The sequence below is a fragment of the Priestia megaterium genome, assembly GCF_046599315.1.
Taxonomy (GTDB): domain Bacteria; phylum Bacillota; class Bacilli; order Bacillales; family Bacillaceae_H; genus Priestia; species Priestia megaterium_F.
In genome coordinates, this window is sequence record NZ_JBKIKC010000002.1 from 677,940 (window position 1) to 700,389 (window position 22,450).

The 22,450-nt window shown below is 35.0% G+C and carries 22 protein-coding genes and 1 riboswitch; of the genes, 6 read left to right on the top strand and 16 right to left on the bottom strand.

Going from position 1 to position 22,450, the window contains the following annotated elements; genetic code table 11:
* Positions 1 to 8: 8 nt before the first annotated feature.
* The 11 genes from cps2T to ACLHDF_RS10870 all read right to left on the bottom strand — a co-directional run bounded on the left by cps2T (position 9) and on the right by ACLHDF_RS10870 (position 11,557).
* The gene (gene cps2T / locus ACLHDF_RS10820; RefSeq protein WP_413918842.1) at positions 9 to 1,166 is read right to left on the bottom strand and encodes a beta 1-4 rhamnosyltransferase Cps2T; all 1,158 of its coding nucleotides are present in this window, start codon (positions 1,164 to 1,166) and stop codon (positions 9 to 11) included.
* Between the two features lies 1 nt (position 1,167).
* A complete protein-coding gene (locus ACLHDF_RS10825; RefSeq protein WP_413918843.1) occupies positions 1,168 to 2,562 on the bottom strand; it encodes a glycosyltransferase in 1,395 nt (464 codons plus the stop codon).
* Between the two features lie 124 nt (positions 2,563 to 2,686).
* Positions 2,687 to 3,751 carry a glycosyltransferase gene (locus ACLHDF_RS10830; RefSeq protein ID WP_413918844.1) on the bottom strand — a complete coding sequence of 355 codons (1,065 nt, stop codon included), beginning with the start codon at positions 3,749 to 3,751 and terminating at the stop codon, positions 2,687 to 2,689.
* Positions 3,744 to 5,051 carry an O-antigen ligase family protein gene (locus tag ACLHDF_RS10835; RefSeq protein WP_413918845.1) on the bottom strand — a complete coding sequence of 436 codons (1,308 nt, stop codon included), beginning with the start codon at positions 5,049 to 5,051 and terminating at the stop codon, positions 3,744 to 3,746. The genes ACLHDF_RS10830 and ACLHDF_RS10835 overlap by 8 nt, the downstream gene beginning before the upstream one ends.
* Positions 5,052 to 5,083: 32 nt before the next feature.
* Positions 5,084 to 6,322, bottom strand: a complete 1,239-nt coding sequence (locus ACLHDF_RS10840) for an oligosaccharide flippase family protein (RefSeq protein WP_413918846.1) — start codon at positions 6,320 to 6,322, stop codon at positions 5,084 to 5,086.
* Between the two features lie 32 nt (positions 6,323 to 6,354).
* Positions 6,355 to 7,617 (bottom strand): UDP-N-acetyl-D-mannosamine dehydrogenase, encoded by a 1,263-nt coding sequence (gene wecC, locus ACLHDF_RS10845; protein WP_413918847.1) that lies wholly within the window; start codon positions 7,615 to 7,617, stop codon positions 6,355 to 6,357.
* 29 nt (positions 7,618 to 7,646) lie between these two features.
* Entirely contained in the window at positions 7,647 to 8,327 is a 681-nt protein-coding gene (locus tag ACLHDF_RS10850; protein WP_413918848.1) for a sugar transferase, read from the bottom strand.
* Positions 8,328 to 8,347: 20 nt separating this feature from the next.
* Positions 8,348 to 9,229 (bottom strand): UTP--glucose-1-phosphate uridylyltransferase GalU, encoded by an 882-nt coding sequence (galU, locus tag ACLHDF_RS10855; protein WP_413918849.1) that lies wholly within the window; start codon positions 9,227 to 9,229, stop codon positions 8,348 to 8,350.
* Between the two features lie 19 nt (positions 9,230 to 9,248).
* On the bottom strand, positions 9,249 to 10,361 hold the full coding sequence (wecB, locus tag ACLHDF_RS10860) for a non-hydrolyzing UDP-N-acetylglucosamine 2-epimerase (RefSeq protein ID WP_413918850.1): 1,113 nt from the start codon (positions 10,359 to 10,361) through the stop codon (positions 9,249 to 9,251).
* 254 nt (positions 10,362 to 10,615) lie between these two features.
* Positions 10,616 to 10,774, bottom strand: a complete 159-nt coding sequence (locus ACLHDF_RS10865) for a hypothetical protein (protein ID WP_413918851.1) — start codon at positions 10,772 to 10,774, stop codon at positions 10,616 to 10,618.
* A gap of 15 nt (positions 10,775 to 10,789) precedes the next feature.
* Positions 10,790 to 11,557 (bottom strand): tyrosine-protein phosphatase, encoded by a 768-nt coding sequence (locus ACLHDF_RS10870; protein ID WP_413918852.1) that lies wholly within the window; start codon positions 11,555 to 11,557, stop codon positions 10,790 to 10,792.
* 543 nt (positions 11,558 to 12,100) lie between these two features.
* On the opposite strand from ACLHDF_RS10870, the gene ACLHDF_RS10875 reads away from it, so the two are divergent.
* The gene (locus tag ACLHDF_RS10875) at positions 12,101 to 12,547 is read left to right on the top strand and encodes a VanZ family protein (RefSeq protein WP_413918853.1); all 447 of its coding nucleotides are present in this window, start codon (positions 12,101 to 12,103) and stop codon (positions 12,545 to 12,547) included.
* Between the two features lie 68 nt (positions 12,548 to 12,615).
* On the opposite strand, the gene ACLHDF_RS10880 is transcribed toward ACLHDF_RS10875, so the two are convergent.
* On the bottom strand, positions 12,616 to 14,343 hold the full coding sequence (locus ACLHDF_RS10880) for a phospho-sugar mutase (protein ID WP_413918854.1): 1,728 nt from the start codon (positions 14,341 to 14,343) through the stop codon (positions 12,616 to 12,618).
* A gap of 210 nt (positions 14,344 to 14,553) precedes the next feature.
* Between ACLHDF_RS10880 and ACLHDF_RS10885 the strand changes: the two genes are divergently transcribed.
* Positions 14,554 to 14,901: a helix-turn-helix domain-containing protein gene (locus ACLHDF_RS10885; protein ID WP_413918855.1), complete on the top strand. Its 348-nt coding sequence runs from the start codon at positions 14,554 to 14,556 to the stop codon at positions 14,899 to 14,901.
* Between the two features lie 116 nt (positions 14,902 to 15,017).
* Positions 15,018 to 15,104: riboswitch (cyclic di-GMP riboswitch) on the top strand.
* 191 nt (positions 15,105 to 15,295) lie between these two features.
* On the opposite strand, the gene ACLHDF_RS10890 is transcribed toward ACLHDF_RS10885, so the two are convergent.
* Positions 15,296 to 16,087: a histidinol-phosphatase HisJ family protein gene (locus ACLHDF_RS10890; RefSeq protein WP_413918856.1), complete on the bottom strand. Its 792-nt coding sequence runs from the start codon at positions 16,085 to 16,087 to the stop codon at positions 15,296 to 15,298.
* 231 nt (positions 16,088 to 16,318) lie between these two features.
* Here ACLHDF_RS10890 and ACLHDF_RS10895 point away from each other — a divergent pair, with 231 nt between their 5' ends.
* Positions 16,319 to 16,876, top strand: coding sequence for an HPP family protein (locus ACLHDF_RS10895; protein WP_413918857.1), 558 nt, complete (start codon positions 16,319 to 16,321; stop codon positions 16,874 to 16,876).
* Between the two features lie 92 nt (positions 16,877 to 16,968).
* Here the strand turns inward: ACLHDF_RS10895 and ACLHDF_RS10900 are convergent, their stop codons facing one another.
* On the bottom strand, positions 16,969 to 18,426 hold the full coding sequence (locus ACLHDF_RS10900; RefSeq protein WP_413918858.1) for a zinc ribbon domain-containing protein: 1,458 nt from the start codon (positions 18,424 to 18,426) through the stop codon (positions 16,969 to 16,971).
* A gap of 64 nt (positions 18,427 to 18,490) precedes the next feature.
* A complete protein-coding gene (locus ACLHDF_RS10905) occupies positions 18,491 to 19,402 on the bottom strand; it encodes a zinc ribbon domain-containing protein (protein ID WP_413918859.1) in 912 nt (303 codons plus the stop codon).
* 364 nt (positions 19,403 to 19,766) lie between these two features.
* Between ACLHDF_RS10905 and ACLHDF_RS10910 the strand changes: the two genes are divergently transcribed.
* Genes ACLHDF_RS10910 through pcp form a run of 3 tightly spaced genes read left to right on the top strand, consistent with a single transcriptional unit; the run spans position 19,767 to position 22,093 of the window.
* Positions 19,767 to 20,471, top strand: coding sequence for a DUF969 domain-containing protein (locus tag ACLHDF_RS10910; protein WP_413918860.1), 705 nt, complete (start codon positions 19,767 to 19,769; stop codon positions 20,469 to 20,471).
* The gene (locus ACLHDF_RS10915; RefSeq protein WP_413918861.1) at positions 20,472 to 21,437 is read left to right on the top strand and encodes a DUF979 domain-containing protein; all 966 of its coding nucleotides are present in this window, start codon (positions 20,472 to 20,474) and stop codon (positions 21,435 to 21,437) included.
* 14 nt (positions 21,438 to 21,451) lie between these two features.
* Positions 21,452 to 22,093: a pyroglutamyl-peptidase I gene (pcp, locus tag ACLHDF_RS10920; protein ID WP_413918862.1), complete on the top strand. Its 642-nt coding sequence runs from the start codon at positions 21,452 to 21,454 to the stop codon at positions 22,091 to 22,093.
* Positions 22,094 to 22,207: 114 nt separating this feature from the next.
* Here pcp and ACLHDF_RS10925 read toward each other — a convergent pair whose 3' ends face one another.
* Complete coding sequence (locus tag ACLHDF_RS10925) at positions 22,208 to 22,408, bottom strand: YjfB family protein (RefSeq protein ID WP_413918863.1); 201 nt, start codon at positions 22,406 to 22,408, stop codon at positions 22,208 to 22,210.
* Positions 22,409 to 22,450: the final 42 nt, after the last annotated feature.

Genomic DNA, 22,450 nt, shown 5'->3' on the forward strand with positions numbered 1-22,450 from the left:
CTCCTTTATTAATTTTTTAAGAATAACGTCTCATATTCATGAATAATTTTTTCCCATGAGTATTCCTGAACAATACGCTGTTTAGCTTTTTTTGACATTAAATTAATTTCATCTATGTGATATAGGTCTACGGAATCTATTAGTTTCGCTAAATTACCTTTATCTTTGTTAAAATAGACTGCCCCCTCAGCACCTACTTCTCTGTTAAAGACAACATCTAGTAGTAAATTGAGTCTAGTAGATGCAAGTGCTTCAAGTAGTGAAGGATTTGTTCCTCCTACCTCATGACCGTGAAAATATCCATAGGCTTGTTCACGAATTTTTTGAAGCAATTCTTGATCATATACTGTTCCAGCGAACTTAATACGTGAATCTTGATTAAAGTTTGTGCGTTGTAAAAGTTCTTCATAAAAGTTATTTTGTTCCACATTCGAAATAATAACTAAATCTTTTTTCGAGTTTGATTCCATAAACTCTCTAATCATTAACTCATAATTATTTTCAGGTACGAAACGACCAACAATTAAGTAATATTGAAATGCTTCAATATCGTTTTTATGATACCATTCTGTTAATTTGCTAGAATCATTACTTAATCGTGCTTCTTCTACTGTCGCACCATAGGCAATGAAAGTTGTCTTTGGAGAATATCGTTGATAATCTTTTTGTATATACTCTTCTATTCCTCTAGAGTCGCATACTAATAAATCCGCATGTTTAACCATGAGACGCTCAGAAAGCTTCCAATATTGTCTAATATAGTAATTCCATTTGCTTCGCTTCCATTCATGTCCGTCAGGATTCACAAATACTTGGACGCCCATTTTTTCAAGAGCTTTTTTGTATTTAGCGAAGAACGGGCCGATCCGACAAGCCAGTATATATACTATTGAATTAGTAAGTTTCTTTTCTTTTATATAGTTCAAACATTCTTTCAAGCTTAAAATATCATACAAAACAGCTTTAGCACTTCCGATATCAGGAACTTTTACGTTAAAGCAACGAACATTATTATGATAAAATTCTTTGTTATCATCAGCCATACAGGAAACGTGATAAGCTATTTCTTCGCTGACTTTCATTTTTGTTAAATATTCAACAAATGTTTCAAATCCTCCATACTTAGCTGGAATTCCTTTAGAACCAATAATAAATACATTTTTCATCTTATTTTTCTCCTACAATTTTTTCATATAGTACTTCTAATGACCGACTGTGTTCTTTCATAATAAAGTTAAATGATGCTTTATAAATATTTTGATTCCAAACTGCAAGTTGATCTCGGTTATGAATAGCATATTTAATTCCTTCACCTAAATCTTTTTCATTTGGTTCCACTATTAAACCAGTATTATAATCTTCCACAATATCTTTAAACCCTACATATGTTGTCACAATTGTAGGAACTCCATTAGATAAAGCTTCCAATCCTATAAAACCAAATGTTTCTTTCCACAAGCTTGGTACAATTAAAACATCTAATTTATTAAAAATAGTAGACAACTCTTCGTGTTCATAACGACCATGAAAAGTAATATACTCCTTGTCTTCATCTAAATGTACAGTTCGGTCGTCTCCATATACATGTAAATGCCAATTCCCTTCATTTTCTTGGAGTAAATTTTTGAGAGTTTTTCTTAAGAAAGGAAACCCTTTGTACGTATCGATAGGTCCTAAAAATCCAATCTGCAATGATTTATTAGAATCATAAGTCTTTATTTTCCTAACATCTCTAATATCACTATGTGTAACAAATGTAACTTCACTATCAACACTTATATATTTTTCGTACTCATTCTTGGCAACAGTACTATTAAAGTGAATGACATCTACATAATTTAACATTTCTATATAATAACTTCTCAACTGACGGAAGTGTTCCGCACTTTCTTCATCTAGTATTAATTCACTTGAGTTGTGATCATTATTAGCATTGCGTTCTTCAAACTGTTTAATATTAGCTTTTTTAGAAACACGTATTTTCTTCATAAAATTACTATTTTTCAAACTCTTATATAAGTGCGACTGCATAGTGATAATCATTGATTTGCTATAACTGCTAACGTTACAAGAAATACATTTTCGTCCATTATCGAAATCCTCACATATTCTTCCCTGAACATCTAACAAGTTTACCTTTGGACAGATGCCATAGTAATCATGTGTACTAAAGACGGTTTTAATTCCTAGCTTCTTTGCATCTTCTAAAAACTCTTTATGTATACCCATTAATGTATGAATATGAATTGCATCTGGTTTTAAATCTCTTAACATACCAGTATACAGGGAGGTTACTTGAAGACTCTTCATAAAATCTAGAGGTTGATATACTCCTCCTAACAGTGGTACAGGTAATGGATTAATTAGTTCGTATACCTTAATTCCCTCATAAACCTTATTTTTTTTTATAGATTGTTTTTGAAGAGGATTAATTTGTCCTGGATACAACAGGTAAATATCATGACCTTGCTGTATTTGCTCAAGCATTAAATCCAACGAATATTTAGTTAGACCTCCACTTCGATATGGAGGCAAACCTAAACTATAGTGTAAAATTCTCATATGATTTACTTTACCCTTTTCCATTTATATTAATTTTAGTATTGTTGTTTTACTTAAACACTAAAAACTAGGATATCCTTATTAATAAATTTCCCCCACTATAATCATACCTTTCTAATCTATATTAACTGCTGAGAACTTTAGTAATCTGATGTACACGTTGATTCCAACTATTTTTTCTTTTTGCACTCTTTAAATTCTCTATCATTTTTTGATTTAACATTGACTCCTCTATAAGCTTTAAAACATTTTCAGAAATTTCATTTGCATCTGGAGGAGTAACATATCCAATGTTATGATCTTCAATAAAATTAGAGACTTCACCATGCCTTACTGCTATAATTGGTAATTCATAAGTTATATATTCAAATAATTTAATTGGCAAGCATAATTTTGTATAATCATTTTTATAACGTGGAATTATGGCTAAACTAGCTTTTGAATAGACACTTCCTATCGTTTCTTTTGTATGGTGCTCAATATTCAGCCATTCATATTTCTCATTCGCTTTTTGTAACAATAAACTTTGATCATATTCATGTTTTCGACATACAAGGTATAAAGGAACATGTTTTATCTGATTCACCAAAAACATAGACTCGATTAATAATTCTACACCACTAAAAACCTCATCTATCTCTCCAACATAAATAACACCTGACGGATTCTCTTTTGGTACATTTATATTTTCACATCCGGGTGAAATAATTTTAAGTTCACAATCACCGGACACAAATTTTTTCATTTCCTCACAGAAACTTTTACTTTGCCCAAACATAACATCAGCTATATTACTAAGAAATTTCAAATGATACTTATTAGCTATAGGAACAAGCAGATTTTTAAGATAACCTTTACTCACTTGTATTCCATATCCCCAGTACATATCTCTATAATACATCCCGATTTTTAAATTCTTAAATTTTCTCTTTAATGATAATAAAAGCATTGTATCGTAATATCTAGTAACCCCGACTTTGAGCTCAATATAGCAAAAATCATATCGGTTATTAGAATCCAATGCTTTAAACTTTTCTAAACGTTCTCGAGGACTTTTACCCCTTATAACATCCAAGTTTGAATGTAACAAATTCATTTCTTTCAAAATCTCCAAAGAACGAACAGTAGGTCCAGAGTGATTTTCTCCTGGATGGATATCATTCATGATGATATATAGCACTTTAGACATGAGCTTGACTCCTTATCTTAGTTTTTAGTAAATTATAATGTTTGATACAAAATGCATAAAGTATAATAAATACCATCATGACAGGCAAGCCATATACCATTTGTGCATTCATAACAGCTGATATCAATACAAAAAACGGATAAATCATTAACAACAATAAGTAATTTTTATCTTTTGTTTTTATTAGTATTTTTATAATAATTATAAATAAATCTATAATCATAAATGTAAACAAACTTAATCCTACGATACCTATTTTTATACCTAAGGTAATAAACAAATTGTCTATAAACGTACCTTCACTATAAAAGGCCCCTTGATCCGTATATAGGGCAACACCTTGTCCAATACCATAACCCAAAGGTTCTTCTTTAATTTTTTCTAAGCCATTGTTATTAGTAACTTGTCTTACATTTAAAGTATCTAACTTTTCTTCAAAGAAACGATTATATACATTATTAATAAAACTTGTTTTTTCAATAATGTCTTGAACACCTTGAGATTGTCCGACACCAAGGCCAATAAGGATTATTACCGCCACTAAAGTGATTTTTTTGTTTGTTATTTTAGATGTAACTAATTTATAGAAAAGATAAAGTACCAGTATCACCATGAAAGATGCAATCAAAGTTCGGTTCTGAGAAAGAAACATGGCAATAAAATTGAAGATAAATATAACAGAAAATAAAATTTGTTTATGTTTTTTCAAAATATTGTCTAGAGAAAATATCGCTGAAAATAATATTAAAGTGGTATTAACAAAATTTATTCTCTCTTCTCCCCACCAAAAAAATAATGTTTCACCAAAAATATCAACTAATCGATCTTTCATAAATAGATAAATAAAGATGACGCATAAAGAATATACGAATGTTCCTAAAGATATTACATGTAAAAATTTCGTAATATCTTTAGAATCAGACAGCATATTTCTACTTAAACTATATGTTAAAAGCATAATAATAATTGGATATGTATCATCTTTAATAAAACCTGTATTATTAGATACACCTAATAAGAAATAGTAGCTTGCTAATAAAATAAAACTTACGAAGACTAAATCTCTTACAGAAAACTCAATTTTAACTTTTCTTTTAAAAATATTTACTATAAACAAGCTATATATTAAACATAAAGATACTACACGCATATCAACCCCTAATACATTAATAAATAGTTTATTGTAAATGTAATAATTGTATGGTATAGAAACAAAAGTGAAAATTAAAAAGAATACAGCTGTCTTAAAATAGTTTTTCCATAGAAGTATAGCTATTGTAAGAAAAATTAAAACACCCACCTTCTAACATCCCTTCAGCTAATAAGTTAAATTTAATAATTCAACTGTTTTTTATATTTTAAATAATATAATTGATTGATAAACATAGTAATAAAGAAAGTTAATGAAATAGCAACAGCAGCACCTAACATATTATATTGAAGCATCAAAATAACATTAAGGATTACATATATTACTATTGAGAAACAGTACGTATAAAAATTATACTTTATTTTCCCTACTGCTAATAACGTGTTCATTTTAGGAGAAAATAAACTCCAACAAAAGAGCATGGCTAACATAATTTTAAAATAAATTCCAGAATTTACATATTCTTCACCCAAGAGATAAGGCAAGATTGGAGGTAATAGAAAATAGGTAATCAAACACAAAGGAAGAATCAGAAGAAGCATCTTTCTTTGGTAACTTTTTAAAATTACAGAAACTTGCTTATGATTTTTAGCCTCTTTAGATATATATGGAATCATAATTTGGTTAAGTGTCATAGGAATCATCATCATAGTATTTATTATTAAATGAGCCATTCCATAAAATGCAATCGCTTCTCTATCGTCTACCATGTAATTGGCCATAATAATATTTAAATACAGCAATAATTGCCATAAAATATTTGTTCCAAACGAGTATGTACCTGTACTAAAAAATGTTTTAAAATCAATCTGATGAAATTTTTTAATAGATATAGGTACTAATTCTTTTCTCACGTACAAAAACAGCACAAAAAAGGCAATACCATTACACAAAACTGATCCATAAATATATCCTTGTAGTCCCCAAACTAAAGCTAATAGTATACTGAAAATAATAACACTAAGCTTCGTTGCACTTTGAAAATTCGACACTACTTTAACTTTGTTTTGTGCATGATAATACGCAAAAATAATACTAGTCAAAACAAAAAAAGGTACTTGCAAATTATATAAAAGTAAATATTTTTCTAAATCACCATTTCCAGCAGTAAAGAAACCACCTTGCACTACACATATAAATATGCCCATAACTACTACATTAATTAAGATACTTATATAAAAGCCAAAACTAAAAATTAGCTTTTTTATATTTTGCTCTATATCTTCTGAACAAATTTTCATAATTGACATATTAATCCCAAAAGTAGCTGCAATAATTAAAATAGAATAGTAAGATTGCAAAACTCTCACTATAGCAATATCTTCTACACTAATAATTCTTGTTAAAAATAATTGGCCACCAAATCCTGCAATTTGAACAATTATATTAGCAGAGAGCAGATGTAAAAAACCTACTCTCATCATCCACTCTCTTAGTCCAGATAATTTTTTATTTAGGGTTGAGAAACTAGTGTGGTTTTGCATGGCAAACTGTCAGTTAAACCTTTCGTATCAATAATTAATTTACCTTCAAATAACTCAGGATTTACTTCTTTAAATGGTGTATGATCTACTAAAACCACTACAATATCAGAACTAGATAATGCCTCTTCCAAGCCTAATAATTTAATATTTCCTTTGCTTTCTAAGAGTGTTGGCAATTTTTCTATATTAGGTTCTACCACATTAATGAAATACTCTTCTTCGGATAGAATGTTTACAATGTCAAGGGAAGGACTTTCACGTAGATCATCAATATCTGGCTTGAATGAAATACCTAAACATGCAATTGTTGGATGATTGTACCCTCGAGCTGTTTCTCTAATTCTCTCAATCACATAATTTGGCTTGAAATCATTTACTTTTCTTGCTGAATGTATTAATTGAGATTTCTCGGGTGCAGCATCTACTATAAACCATGGATCAACAGCTATACAGTGCCCCCCTACACCAGGTCCAGGTTGTAAAATGTTAACACGTGGATGGTGATTTGCTAAGTTAATTAATTCCCATACATTGATATCTAAGTCTCCACAAATCATAGATAACTCATTTGCAAAGGCAATATTTACATCACGAAATGAATTCTCAGTTAATTTGGTCATCTCTGCAGTTCTAGCATTCGTCTGTAATACTTGGCCCGTAACAAAAGTTTCATAAAATTCTACTGTTTTATTTGTGGATTCTTCATCAATTCCACCTATAATACGATCGTTTTCTACTAACTCTCGTAAAATTTGACCAGGTAATACTCTCTCTGGGCAATGCGAGACATAAATTCGATTTTCACCCTTGCCTATTGTCAAGTCTTTACGTTCTACTAGGATCCATTGCGCGATTTTTTCTGTAGTTCCAATAGGACTTGTGGATTCTAAAATAACAATGTTGCCTGGTTTAATATAAGAAACAATTGCTTTGGTAGCCTCTTCTACATAGGTTAAATCTGGTTTATGATTTTCCTTAAAAGGTGTTGGAACTGCTAAAATATAAATATCTGCTTCTTCAGGTTTAGTTGAAGCTACTAAATTACCATTTTCTACAACTTGCTTCACCAAAACATCTAAATCAGGCTCGTAAATATGTATTCTTCCTTCATTAATTAAGTTAACCGCCTTTTCATTTACATCTACCCCATGCACTTGAAATCCTTTACTAGCAAGTACACTTGCTGTAGGTAAACCTATGTATCCTAAACCAACTACACAAACTTTTTTCATGAATATTACCCTCTTTTTCTTTTTAATAATTAATAAGCACTGTTAGGCAACAATATACATTTTACAGTTTTAAATACAATATAGATGTCAAACATAATTGTACGTTTTTGAATATATTTCAAATCTAGTTCTACCATCTCTTCAAAACCAACATTATTTCTTCCACTAACTTGCCATAAACCCGTACATCCAGGTGTTACAAGTAACCTTTGCTTTTGATATAATGTATATTCATTAACTTCTCTAGGTAAAGGCGGCCTTGGACCTACCAAACTCATATCACCTTTTAATACATTCCAAAGTTGCGGCAATTCATCAATACTAGTTTTTCTAATGAAGCGACCTATTTTAGTAATTCTAGGATCATTTTTCATTTTAAACATTGCTCCGGAGACTTCATTATGCTTCAATAAAGACTCTAAAAGCTCTTCAGCATTTGAAACCATAGAACGCATTTTGTACATATCAAATTCTTTTCCGTCCTTGCCTACCCTTTTCTGTTTAAAGAATACCGGGCCTTTAGGGTCTTCTATTTTAATAGCTATTGCCATAATAATGAATAACCAGGATAGAAATAGCATTCCTAACCCTGCTCCCAGTATATCGAGAGAACGCTTAGTAAATCGGTAAGCTTTACTATTTGCAACAACAACGGATTCAGTCATAACAAACGATTGGGAAGTATGATTATTTTGCTGTAATTGAGCCATTTAAATACTCCTCCTACTTACTACAAGTTTACTTTATTATTTTTTAATAGCCGTTCCATTATAGGAAGCAGGTGTTCACGCAATTCTTTTTGTTGTAATGCAAATTCTAGAGTTGTTTCAATAAAACCTAGCTTTTCTCCAACATCATAGCGACGACCTTCAAAGTCATACGCAAATACACGTTGAATTTCATTTAATTTTTGAATAGCATCTGTCAATTGAATTTCACCGCCAGCTCCAATTTCCTGCTGTTCTAAAAATTTGAAAATTTCTGGCGTGAATACATAACGACCCATAATCGCTAAATTAGAAGGTGCTGTTCCTTCTTTTGGCTTCTCAACAAATGCATCGACTTGATAACGTCTTCCATTGCTTGAAATAGGATCCACGATTCCATAGCGATGTGTTTCGTTTTCAGGAACCGTTTGAACACCAATTACAGAAGATAACGTCTGTTCATATTCATTCATTAATTGACGTAGACAAGGTGTTTCAGCTTGAACAATATCGTCACCAAGTAACACCGCAAACGGTTCATCTCCAATAAATTTACGTGCACACCATACTGCATGCCCCAATCCTTTAGGTTCTTTCTGACGAATATAGTGAATCTCAACATTTGCTGATTGGCGTACTTTCTCAAGTAAATCAAATTTTTCTTTTTCGACTAAATTCTGCTCAAGTTCTGGTGCATTATCAAAATGATCTTCAATGGCACGTTTGCCTTTCCCCGTTACAATGATAATATCTTCAATACCTGATTCAATTGCTTCTTCAATAATATACTGAATAGTTGGTTTATCTACAATCGGAAGCATTTCTTTTGGCATTGCTTTAGTAGCTGGTAAAAATCTTGTACCTAAACCAGCTGCAGGAATAATAGCTTTTCTTACTTTTGACATAACAACCTATCTCCTCTACTTAATTAAAATGATTTTTTATAGCATCTGCAATCCGTTGTGCGGCTCTCCCATCACCATACGGGTTAGAAGCTTTAGACATTGCATTGTACTCATTTTCATTCACTAATAATTCTTTTACTAAGTTATAAATTGTTTCTTCTTCAACTCCAGCTAGCTTTAGAGTACCTGCATCAATTCCTTCTGGTCGCTCTGTTGTATCACGTAATACTAAAACAGGGACACCTAAGGATGGAGCTTCTTCTTGAATCCCTCCAGAATCCGTTAGAATAATATGTGCTCTGGACGCAAAATTATGAAAATCAACTACTTCAAGAGGGTCAATTAAATGAATTCGAGAGTGTTCTCCCAAAATTTCATTTGCTAACTCTCTAACTACTGGATTTAAGTGTACAGGATATACTACTTGTACATCATTGTGCTCTTCAACAATTTTCTTAATTGCTCGAAACATGTTGCGCATAGGTTCACCTAAATTTTCACGTCGATGTGCCGTTAATAACACCAAGCGATAATTACCAATACTATCTAAAACTGGATGTGAATACTCTTTTAATATGGTTGTTTTTAAAGCATCAATTGCTGTGTTCCCTGTAACATATATAGTTTCTGGATTTTTATTTTCTTTTGCAAGGTTGTATGCTGATTTTTCAGTAGGAGCAAAATGTAAATCTGCTAACACTCCTGTTAATTGACGATTCATCTCTTCTGGATAAGGTGAATACTTATTCCATGTACGTAATCCAGCTTCTACATGCCCTACTTTAATTTGATTATAAAAAGCTGCGAGGCTTGCTATGAAGGTAGTGGTTGTATCACCGTGGACCAATACGATATCTGGTTTTACTTTTTTCATGACATCATCTAAACCTTCTAATCCACGTGTAGTAATATCCATCAATGTTTGTCGGTTTTGCATAATATTTAGATCATAATCTGGAGTAATATTAAATACTCTTAATACCTGATCTAACATTTCACGATGTTGAGCTGTTACTACTACAATAGACTCAAATTCATTACGTTTATTTAATTCAAGTACCAACGGAGCCATTTTTATTGCTTCAGGTCTTGTTCCAAATATAGTCATTACTTTAATCTTCGGGTTAGTCATTAAGTCACCTTCCTGAAACTTCTATTTATTTTCTCTTAATTACTAAGCTATAAGATATCTATCATAATAAATGCTTAAGAAATAACTATCTATGACCTCAGTTATTTCTTAAGCACTTATCTCAAATAATTGGGTATTTAGCCTATCCTCACACAACACTTACGACAATTAAGTATCTAAGACAAGAACCTATATCCATAATGCAGTCGAGTACCTCCTTGGATAGCGGCTAGGAGATATCACCATTAATAATCTTAACTTTTAGATTTATTTAAAAAAAAATCTTTTTTCTTATTCTTAATTGCTTTATTTAAATAATGTTTAAAAATCATTAGATGTTCAAAAGAAGCATCCTGATTTATATAGCGAATTGTCTTCTTAACGTTCTTTGGCAGTTCATCAAACTTCTTCACTTCTATCCTCCTTATTTAAAAAATCCCCAAAAACTTTTTCTTCTTCACCTTCTCAGGCGTATCTTTGTAACAAGCGCTGCCATTTACAATCGCTTCTGCATTTTCTTGAAACAGATACAGCATGTCCATTCCATACTCAGCAGAAATAAGCTCACTTGCTTCCTGCATGTGAAAATTCCGTCCTGAAATATTATGAGCATCTGATGCAATCATATGTGTAAGATTTGCATCAATTAAGTTCATGGAGAACTTCTTGATTTTCTTACCGAATCGCCCTGTTAAGCTAGATGCCGTAACTTGCGTCATAGCTCCTTTGTTAACGAGGTTGTATAAGATATCTGGATCTTCTATTAAACGGCTGTTTCGCTCTGGATGCACAATAATCGGCGTTAAGCCTTCTGCTTGAACATCGTATAGCAAACGTTCTGTAAACCGCGGGACTTGGTTTGATGGAAATTCTACAAACACATATTTATTAGTAGAATTTAAGGTGAGAATCTTACCGTTTCGATAGTCTTGGATCATTTCTCCGTATATACGACTCTCTTGACCTGGTAATATTGTAAGAGGAATATTCTCTTGAAGCAGTCGTTCGTTTAACGCAGCAACTCGTTGTAAAATCTCATTTTTTTCATTTATGTATTTCCCGTTTTGATGATGGGGAGTCGCGACAATCGTATGAATTCCTTCTGAAACTGCTTTTCTTGCCATATCTAAGCTGTCTTCCATTGTCTGTGCTCCGTCATCGATACCAGGCAGTATATGACAGTGAAGATCAATCATTCCTTAAAATCCTCCTTGTACCTAAAGACCCATAAATTTTACTTCATACCTATGAAATACTACCATAGGCATAAAATAGCTTCAATGTCTTATTTTGTCGAAAGTTATCAAATACCCCAAAAACATACTTTTTATGCCGGTATTTGTATTTAAAATGAATCTTATTGTTCATTTCAAATGTTATAATTATATATTAAAAACTTCACATAATCTAGATGAGGATGAAAAAATATCATATGATTCTATTTTATTCCTACTATTCATTTTATCAGTTAAAGTCTTACATTTATTGAGACAACTGAATTATTTATTGAAAAAATTCTAATAAATCAACCTTTTCCTAACGCCAACTCTGAAAACGCGACCATTACTATTAATATAATGTTTTGCAGGTAACCGAGGAATGTTTAATAGTTAAATAAACCCGATTCAAATTAGGTATTTAGACTAGTGGCGGAAGAACATTCCATTAAATTCTTGCATTTCTCTCTTCATTTCTTTATCATTAAGTGAAAATTTTGTAGAGAAAAGAGTTTTTTTACTATGTTAAAACGTATTTTATTAATACTTCTGCTTTTAGCTATTTCAAAATTCTCCCACACACCGCACTTATTAGTAACTGATCCTTCTACATGGACGAATTCTTCCGTTTGGGATCATAACGCTACGCTCTGGTCAATTTTGCATCCCGGCAGCGAGTTTTATACGTCTTATACCTACGGATTTGATTTAGAATTCATCCTTCGAAAAATCGCCCACCTTTCTTTTTTCGGCATGCTTGGGCTGCTTTTTTACTGGAATTTAAAGGAACAGCGGTATCGTTATGTGAAAGCTTGGTTTTGTCTCGCAGCATTTGCTTTTTTAGATGAAGTTCATCAGGCTTTTATCATTGGCCGAGACGGACGGATTGTGGATGTAATGATTGATTCCTTTGGAGCAGCTGTAATGTTGTTTGTATTGTATAAAGTGAGAAAGTCTTCGACGCGATAGATTTATAGGCGTTGTGGAAAGGATAGATATATGCATAAAAAAGCATAAGGCTAGTGCCTCATGCTTTTTTATGTGTATATCATATTTTCTACTGTACTCATTACATTTGCCTGAATTTCCTGTAATCGCTTTTCACTTCTATTCTCTGTTGCTTGCTTCACTCCAAAATAAAATTTTACTTTCGGCTCTGTCCCAGACGGGCGAATGGCAAACCACGAGCCGTCTTGCAGCCAAAATTTAAGTACATTTGAAGAAGGTAAATCAATCAATTCTTGCTGCGCGGTGAACAAATTGGTTCTCTTTCTGCTTTGGTAGTCTTCAATATTTTCAACCGCTGCGCCTGCTATTTCTGTCGGGGGATTCTCACGAAATTGGTTAACGATGCTGCTAATTCGTTCGGCTCCATCTTTTCCTTTTAGAGTGAAAGCCGTAAGAGACTCTTTGTAATAATCATATGTTTCATACAGTTGAATTAAGCCTTCATATAGCGTCATTCCTCGTTGCTTATAATAAGCAGCTGCTTCAGCAATCATTGCAGCTGCCTGTACAGCATCTTTATCGCGTACAAAGTCACCAATTAAATAACCATAGCTTTCTTCGTAGCCAAATTGAAAGGTTTTCGTTTCTTCTTGATTATACTCTTCGATTTTTTCTGCAATGTATTTAAAACCTGTGAGTGTATCGACCGTTTGAACGCCGTAATCCTCTGCTATGGCACGGCCTAGTTCTGATGTGACAATCGTTTTAAGTATCACGCTGTTGTCTGCGAGTATGCCTTTTTCTTTTTTCTGTGACAGCATATAATGCAGCAACAAAGCGCCTGTTTGATTTCCTGTCAGAAGTACGTAGTCACCGCTGTTATTTTTCACAGCCACCCCTAGGCGGTCAGCGTCTGGATCTGTAGCTAGTAAAAGGTCCGCTCTTGTTTTCTCTCCATATTTTATGGCTAACTCAAAAGCCTGTGCTTCTTCTGGATTGGGTGATGAAACTGTGGAGAAGCTGGGATCTGGATTCGCTTGTTCGTTCACAATCGTGATATTTTCAAAGCCAAAAGTTTGAAGAGCTTGCGGCACCAGCTTGTGTCCTGTCCCGTGCAGCGGTGTATAGACAATATGTAGATGAGCTTTTGCTGCATTTTCATTTAGCTGCAGATTTTTTACATAGTCAAGGTACACATGATCCAAATTTTCTCTGATATAGCTCAGCAGATTTTGTCTCATCAGTTCACGTTCTTCTTTTACTTCCAGCAGCAGTTCATTTTCAATTTCATTCATAAAAGTGACAATCACATCAGCAGCTGCAGGAGGAAGCTGCGCTCCGTCTTCTCCGTATACCTTGTAGCCGTTGTATTCTGCCGGGTTGTGGCTTGCTGTAATCATAATACCTGCGTAAGCCCGAAGATAGCGGACGGCAAATGACAGCTCTGGCGTGGGCCGCAGCTCTTGGAATACATATGTCTTAATACCGTGCACCCCTAATGTTTTGGCCGCTTCTAAGGCAAATTCCGATGACTGATGGCGGGAATCATACGCAATCACTACTCCTCGTCTTTTTGGTTCAATTCCGTTTCTTTCAATATATTTAGCGAGTCCAGTTGTGACTTTTCGAATAGTGTAGATATTCATGCGGTTCGGTCCCGCGCCAAGCTCGCCTCTCATGCCTCCTGTTCCAAATTCCAGCTGTTTATAAAACGCATCTTCTCGTTCACGTTCTGTCATGTCATTCATTTGTTTTTTTAATTCACTTTGTAATTCGTTATGATTGATCCATTTATTCCATTCATTATTCCACGCCATGTTCATCTCTCCTGTCTTGTGTCTATCCATTAGTATTGTGAACGGTTTATATGAACTAGATATGAATTTCACCAGAGTCCTTTGTATCAAAATGATTTTAAAGTTAAAAATATTTTTCTTTATAAAGAACATTTTTTAGTATAAACACGTACAGAATAAGTGTATATGCATTATAATGAACAAAAGACATAAGAAAAGGACGGGCTGAATGTGGTAGGAGCCAAAATTAAAAGTTTACGGTTAAAAAAAGGATATTCCATTACACGGCTAGCTGAAAAAGCCAAAGTTTCAAAATCATATTTATCTCATTTAGAAAAAGGGCTAAACAATAACCCTTCTCTTCACATGCTTAATAAAATTGCGTCTTCTCTTAATACAACGGTTGACGAATTAATTGAAGCTGAAATCAGTCATCCTGTATCATCTTCAAAGCCACTTATTAATAAGGAATGGCTTTACTTAATTGAGCAAGCAATTAAAGACGGCATGACCAAAGAAGAGTTTGTGGAATTTCAATGTTATTTAAAGTTCCGCAAAATGAATGATCTTACGAATTGACTGAAATTTATTAATTTTATAACTCCATTATGAATATCGACCCATTTCGACATTTTTTATTAATAGTATTTTATACAATAACCTTAAGCTACAAATGTGATAACCCTTACAAATTCTCCAGATAAGGGCAAAACTATTGAAAAATGGTAACGCAAAGCTTCAGATTTAACGTCGCTTATGGCTGCGATGGCTGAGTTCCCTGGCGAAGGATGGATGAACCGTAATGAAGAAGGAAAATATACTGTTAATTGGTCGCGAATGGGTTAACCTGATGCAAGCAGCTCGTACACTAAGACTGACGGTAGAAGAGGTTCGGAAATTTTTATCGAAATTCAAGCGTAATTGAATATAAAAAGCATGCTCTGGTTTGAGCATGCTTTTTCCATTTTACCTTTTAAATACGAATTCCTTTTGCCTCACGTTGATCAAACGTATAAATCTCTGTAAACCCGCACTGTTTTGCCATTTCAACCGCTTCTTTCATATGTGCTCCTACCGTTTCAGCAAAATGTGAATCAGATCCAATCGTTAAGATTTCTCCGCCCAAATCGCGGTACAGCCCAACAACTTCAAGTGCCGGCAGCGCTTCGCCCAGCTTCCCTCTTATACCTGAAGTATTAATTTCAATTCCGATATTGCGCTCGATTGCTTTTTTCAAAATATCCGCCAAAATGTCTTTGAATTGATAAAAGTCGTAAATGCCGTATTGCTCAAACGCATAGCGCTTCATTAAATCTAAATGAGCCAACACATCAATATCCGCTTCGCTTACTAGCTTATACATTTCATTAAAATAAGCGCGGTAAATTGCTTCTTTATCATTCAGCTCCAAATGCTTGCGAAGCTTAATGTTATTAATATTGTGAACCGATCCTAAAATAAAATCAAATTTCTCTTGCTTCACTGTTTTTTGATATTCTTGTTTTAGATAGTGCGGCTCACAAATCTCAATTCCTTTTTTAATCACTAACTGGCCTTGAAACTGATCTCTGCATTCCGCTAGTTCTCGTTCATATTTATCAAAATCCATATGACCGTATGTTGGTGCTAATGGATTTAATGAAAAGTGCTCGGTAAAACAAATTTCGTTTATGCCGTTTTTCACAGCCTGTTCGCACACTTCTTTCATGACTGCCTGTGAGTCAAATGAATTGTTCGTGTGATGATGGTAGTCTGCTAGATACATAGTTTAGTCACCTCTAAGTTCATTATACATCTCTCTTGCTTTCCCTGCACATAGAGACCCTTTATGCCGCCCATCTCGCCTTTGTTCGGTCATAAAAAGTATTTCCAATAAAAAAAGACGTTTTTCCTCTTCCAGTAATCCTTGTTTTCTTATAAACTAACTTAATATAGCAGATGTTCTGACATGCAACTTGACAAACAACTTTTACTTAAAAGAGAAAGGAAACAAGAAATGGAAATTGAAAAAAGTTTTTCACAAACAAAAAGCCCCTTTCTGTCTTACTTAAGCACTTATACGAAAAAGATGAAAGGAGAACTAAAAGAAGAACCGAAAATCAATTATAGAGATGCGGTCGTTTCTTCTTTAGGAGGCTTAATTGCAATTATCATCAGCAGCTCGATTGCACTCGCGCTTGGTTATCCGATGGCGCTTGCTCCGATTGGCGCGAGCTGCGTGCTTATCTTTGGCGCTCATAAAGGTCCTTTATCACAGCCGCGCCACGTGCTTGGAGGGCACTTGCTCGCAACGCTTTCAGCACTTATTATTTGGAGTTTATTTCATCGAAGTCTTATTACAATTGCCATTGTACTTGCGTTTGTCCTTATTTTAATGATTCTTACCAAGACCGTTCATCCTCCCGCTGCAGCCAGCGCAATTGTGGCCATTAACACAGGGGCCGGCTGGGGATTTTTAGGAGTTATTATGATTTGTGCGTGTGTGATTGTACTGATTTCTACCGTGTATAACAATTTATTTCAAGATCGGCAGTACCCGAGGTATTGGGTTTGATATAAAAAAGACGTCTCCTCATGGAAGACGTCTTTTTCTATTTGTTTTTTCCTCCTTCATTTTTTTCTGCTTCAGCGTTTATTTACTAGCTTTTACTTTACTTCAGTTGAACTAATAAGCTGATAAACTCCTAGACTTCCATCAGATAACTCTTTTACTTTATGAATACTGTTAAATTTTTTGTATTTAACAGATCCATCTCCGTACGAAATATCATACTCTTCTGTTGTATATACTTTATACATAGAACCATCAATTTTTGTTACTCTATTTACGTTAAAGCTTAATAAATCTTCTGTTATTCCCTTTTTGATTAGGTAAGCTGTATAGTCTTTTTGTTCCTTGTATTTCGGTCCGTTAGAATCGATATAAGGCTCTGCAATAGAGAAGTCTCCCGTGTTAATTGAGGAAATTGTAGCGTACATATATTGTTCAATAAAACTGGAAACTTCCGTAGTAGATACCCCAGAATCAGCTTTTGAATCTTGTTCACTGGCCCCTTCTTCCCTAGAAGGAGCGGATGCTTCTGCCGTATTTTTTTCGTCAAAATTAAGCGCAATATCTTCTATTCCTTTTTTGATTGATACTTCTTCCGTTTTCTTTTCTCCAGAATCAAATTTACGTTTTGCATATACTTTTACAGAACCATCCATTGGCAGTGGACCTAGATAATCAATATCGCCAATTTCTGTTTTGGTGTCTTTGCCATTAACGAACAGCGTTGCGTCATCATAATCTGAAGAAACGTATACCGCATAATCTGACCAATCAAACTCCACGTTCACATCTTCTCCGTTGGTGCCGTCAATCTCTTGTTCGTTTTCAACTTTTCCATATTCATTTTGAACTTCACCTTTTATGGTGTGCGTACCAGGTAAAAATGGTCCAATTTTTTTAGAGGATTCACTGCTTACCGTTCCAGCTTTTTGACCGTCAATATATACCGCTGTCGCATCTTCTGTAGATTGAACTTTTGCATACACAGGATTTACTTGTACCGTGTAATGATCAAAGATTCCCCATTTCTTTCCGTCTTGTTCTAGCTTAGCGTATGAAGAGTGATCTTCGCTTGGGACTCCTGCTTCAAGCGCACTGCTATCTGCCGCTAACCCTTCAGAGATGGATTTCATTACATCCGGATTTTCATGCAAATATGTAATAAATGCTTTTGTTTGCTCATCGTTGGCTTCCAGCTGAATTTGACCATCATTTACATATTTTTTCACTTCATTAACATCATTGCCCTTTACTGAAGCAATAAATTTTTCTGATACGGCTTTAGGCGCCATTATTGTTTTATCTATTCCGTAATAAGCACCGCCAAGTATGGCAGCTGCCGCTATCACTGAAATCGCAATGACCTTCGTTTTTTTATTCGAAGGCTTTACCGATTGTCTAGATTCCTCTACTGAAGATGATGTAGGTTCTACGTAACGCTGTGATTCTGCCCCTTCACTAGAAGCCGCTTTTCTTTCTACGGGATGTCCACACTCTGGACAAAATTCATGCTCAGTTGTTAACTGATGTCCACACTCTTTACAATAGCTCAATTTCTACACTCCTTTTTTATAATGGTATGAAAAAGCACCGCTGTACACGATGCTTTCTGTCGGCTTAAAATAGATCATTCAATTCAGTGCTGTTTCCCATTCTTGTAATAATGGTTTTGGCTTCTTCTCCTAAGCCATTCGCGATGAACGTCAGCACAATCGTAATTACTACATACACAATAAGAGTGCTATAGATATGATCAAGTCCATTTGTTCCGCTTTGCTTAAAGCTAGCAATCGTAAATGGAACCACAAGGAAAATACTCAGCAAACCAAAATTCATAAAATAAGAGAAGTATTCAATATGGAGAAATGCAAGTACAAGTCCAATTAAAAGAAGAGCTGTTGGAATAATTAAAAACGTGCCAAAGCGTGAGAAAAATTCTTTAAAGGAAACGTCTACTTTTCCAAACTTTGCTGCAATATATGTTGCTCCAATAATGACCGCCATTCCAATAAAAATGACAATCCCTTGCTTAAAGACAAAATCGGTAAAATTAAAATGAATAATGCTATTGATATCTGTTGCTTTTATCAAATCAGCGCCCGTATTAAAATCCTCCATGTCAGATGGAGCCAGCTCTTCACTGATAATAGGCAATTTGAACATGCTTCGAACAAATTGAATCAACAATAGCTTCCAGCCTACATACAGCATAATAGGTATACTAAGAGCATAAAGAATGACTGTGATAAGAGCATTAACAAATTGGCTTTCACCTGCTGCTTGTGCTGTAGCTGTTGGATTTTTAATTCCTTCTGTAAAATAACTAAAAAATGATTTTGACACTTTTTTCGCTTGACGAACACGCTGATTAGATTGGTGAGGCGCATACGCTGTTTGCGGCTGAGGTTGAGACTGATATTCAGATGCTGCTGCCGTCTGGCTTACAGCTGCCTCTTCTTTTAATTTGTGACCGCATTTCACGCAAAACTTTCCGCCATCATTAAAATGGCCGCAATTTGAACAATTCAAATGCTCCTTCCTCCTTCAATATATTGTTTAAAATATAGTTATATAGATTTACCTATATATAATCTATATAATTCTATATTCATACCTTTTAGCATTATACACCATATTTGGTATTTCAGGAGAGTTGTTTTCAGCAGATCAGCTTAAAAAGTTTCTGTCCAAAATTCTCTCTTTTATTTTTACATGCATGTTGTATATAAACCTTCTTTTTATGCTTTTAGTTCACCAATATAACTATTTTATCTTTTAACTATCTTGTTTTAATTTTCAGAATTGTTTATACTCAAAACATCTTTGTTTTTTTAGGAAAGCAATGGAGGTGAATTTGCAGCACGATTTATACATACTCAAGGGGGATTTTTTTATGTTGAAATTAATTGGGGTTTTGTTAGTGGCAGTGGGATTTTTATTTCGACTAAATACACTGCTTGTGGTGACTGTTGCGGGTATCGTGACAGGTCTTGTATCAGGTTTGTCACTGCAGGAAGTGATTACGATGTTCGGCCAGTTCTTTGTAGATAACCGCTATATGTCGATGGCTATTTTACTTACTCTTCCTATCTTCGGCGTGTTAGAAAAATACGGGTTAAAGGAACAAGCGGAAGTGCTGATTAAAAAAGCCAAAAACGCTTCTTCTGGAAATGTTTTACTTATATATCTTTTTATCCGTGAAATCTCAGCCGCAGTCGGCTTAAATATCGGGGGACACGCGCAATCCGTGCGTCCGTTAGTTGCACCTATGTCTGAAGGCGCAGCTCGTGCCAAATATGGAGAGCTTCCACCTAAAGTAAAAGAAGATATTCGCGCTCACGCAGCCGCAGCTGAAAATACAGGCTGGTTCTTCGGAGAAGATATCTTTATCGCAACGGGTGGAATTCTCTTAATGAAAGGGTTCTTTGACTCCGTAGGAATTCATGTTGACGTCTGGGATATGGCGCTTTGGGGGATTCCAACAGCCATTGCGGCGTTACTGATCAGCGCGCTTCGTTTCCGTCAGTTAGACCGACGTATTCACAGAAGAATGACGAAGCACAAACCAACATCATCTTCAAAGACGGAGGCGAGTTAAATGAAAAGCATCTTGACACTTGATACAATTTACTATTTGCTCGGCATTATTGTGGCTTTTATCGCAATTCGAATTGCGCGCGATTCCAACCATCCTAACCGTTTAGGATCTTCTTTGTTTTGGGCGCTGTTTTCGATTACATTTTTATTTGGCAACGTGATTCCGCCTTTTTATGCAGGATGTTTAGTTATTATCATGGTGCTGCTTGCTTCATTTAACCGCGTAACTAAATCCAATGAAGCCGAAACACCTGCTGAAGAACGAGGGGCTCACGCGCAACGATTAAAAAACAAAATCTTTTTACCAGCTTTATTTATTCCTATTTTTACAATTATCGGTACTCTTCTTTTTGGCAAAATCAAGTTTGGAAACTGGTCGTTAATTGATCCAGAAAAGGTCACGTTAATTTCACTAGCAATCGCAGCTGTAATTGCTTTTATCGCTTCGATGGGCGTCACCAAAGCAAAAATGGACGTACCTGTTAAAGAAGGAAGCCGCTTGCTTCAAGCAGTCGGCTGGGCGGTTATTTTACCCCAAATGCTCGCAGCGCTTGGCGGTATCTTTTCAAAATCAGGCGTTGGAACAGTCGTCTCGGATATTGTAAGTGATGTACTACCGACTAACTATGCGTTTGTTGCTGTGCTTGCTTATTGTTTAGGAATGCTGCTATTTACCATTGTAATGGGAAATGCATTTGCGGCGTTTGCCGTTATTACTGGAGGTATTGGACTTCCGTTAATTGTACATATGCACGGAGGAAATCCAGCGATTATGGCGGCACTTGGCATGTTTGCTGGCTACTGCGGCACGCTTCTTACGCCAATGGCAGCCAATTTTAACGTCGTACCTGCCATGCTGCTTGAATTAAAAGACAAAAACGCCGTGATTAAAGCTCAAGTGCCGATTGCTTTATCCGTTTTTGTTGTTAACACATTATTGATGTATTACCTTGTATACCACTTTTAAAGGAGACTAATGGAATGACAACTGTATTATTAACCGGCTTTGAACCATTTGAAAGTGAAAGCATTAATCCGTCCTTAGAAGCTGTCAAAGCTTTAAACGGTGTAGCTGTTGAAGATTATAAGATTGTTGCCAAGCCTCTTCCTACTGTTTTTGGCGAATCGCTCGCAAAGCTTCATACGTATATAGAAGAAATCAGCCCTTCTATCGTCATTTGCGTTGGACAAGCAGGCGGACGAGAAGACATTACAGTAGAGCGTGTTGCCATTAACGTAGACGATGCGCGAATCCCTGACAACATCGGCCAGCAGCCCATTGATCGCCCTATTATCGAAAACGGCCCTGCTGCGTACTTTTCGACACTGCCAATTAAAGCAGCTGTCGAAAATCTGCGCCAGGCAGGCATCCCAAGCAGCGTCTCTCAAACCGCTGGAACCTTTGTCTGTAACCACGTGTTTTACGGGCTGATGAACATGATTCAAAATTGTTCGATTAAAGGTGGATTTGTGCATATTCCTTATCTTCCTGAACAAGCTGTCAATCATCCAGGGAAAGCAAGTATGTCGCTGGATTTGATTGTGCAAGGGTTACTTAGCGTGGTAAAAACGACGATTTTAGTTAAGGAGGATGTTGTGGTTTCGGGCGGGGCTACGCATTAAAAGCTAACAATATTTTATATACGAAATGACCTTCCTTTATCTGGTAAGGTCATTTCGTATAGTGAGACAAGGAATATTCATTGTCCCTCCATGTATCTTGTAACGGCTATTAACTTATAATTTCAGATCAATATTTCTACCTAAATGCGGCTGAGCAACTTGTTGAAGTGCTTTTACATTGTTACTGCTTATTAACTCTTGAACAGCTTCTCCTTGTTGTTTGGCGTTTCCCATTGCCATTTTCATGACTGATAAAGAAGCTTGCTGCCGGACTTTTCCTTGGCTTAGTGACATTGACATGAGTGCGATATCCATAGGACACTTCCTTTTTTCTGTTTAATATAGCAGTTAATTTTG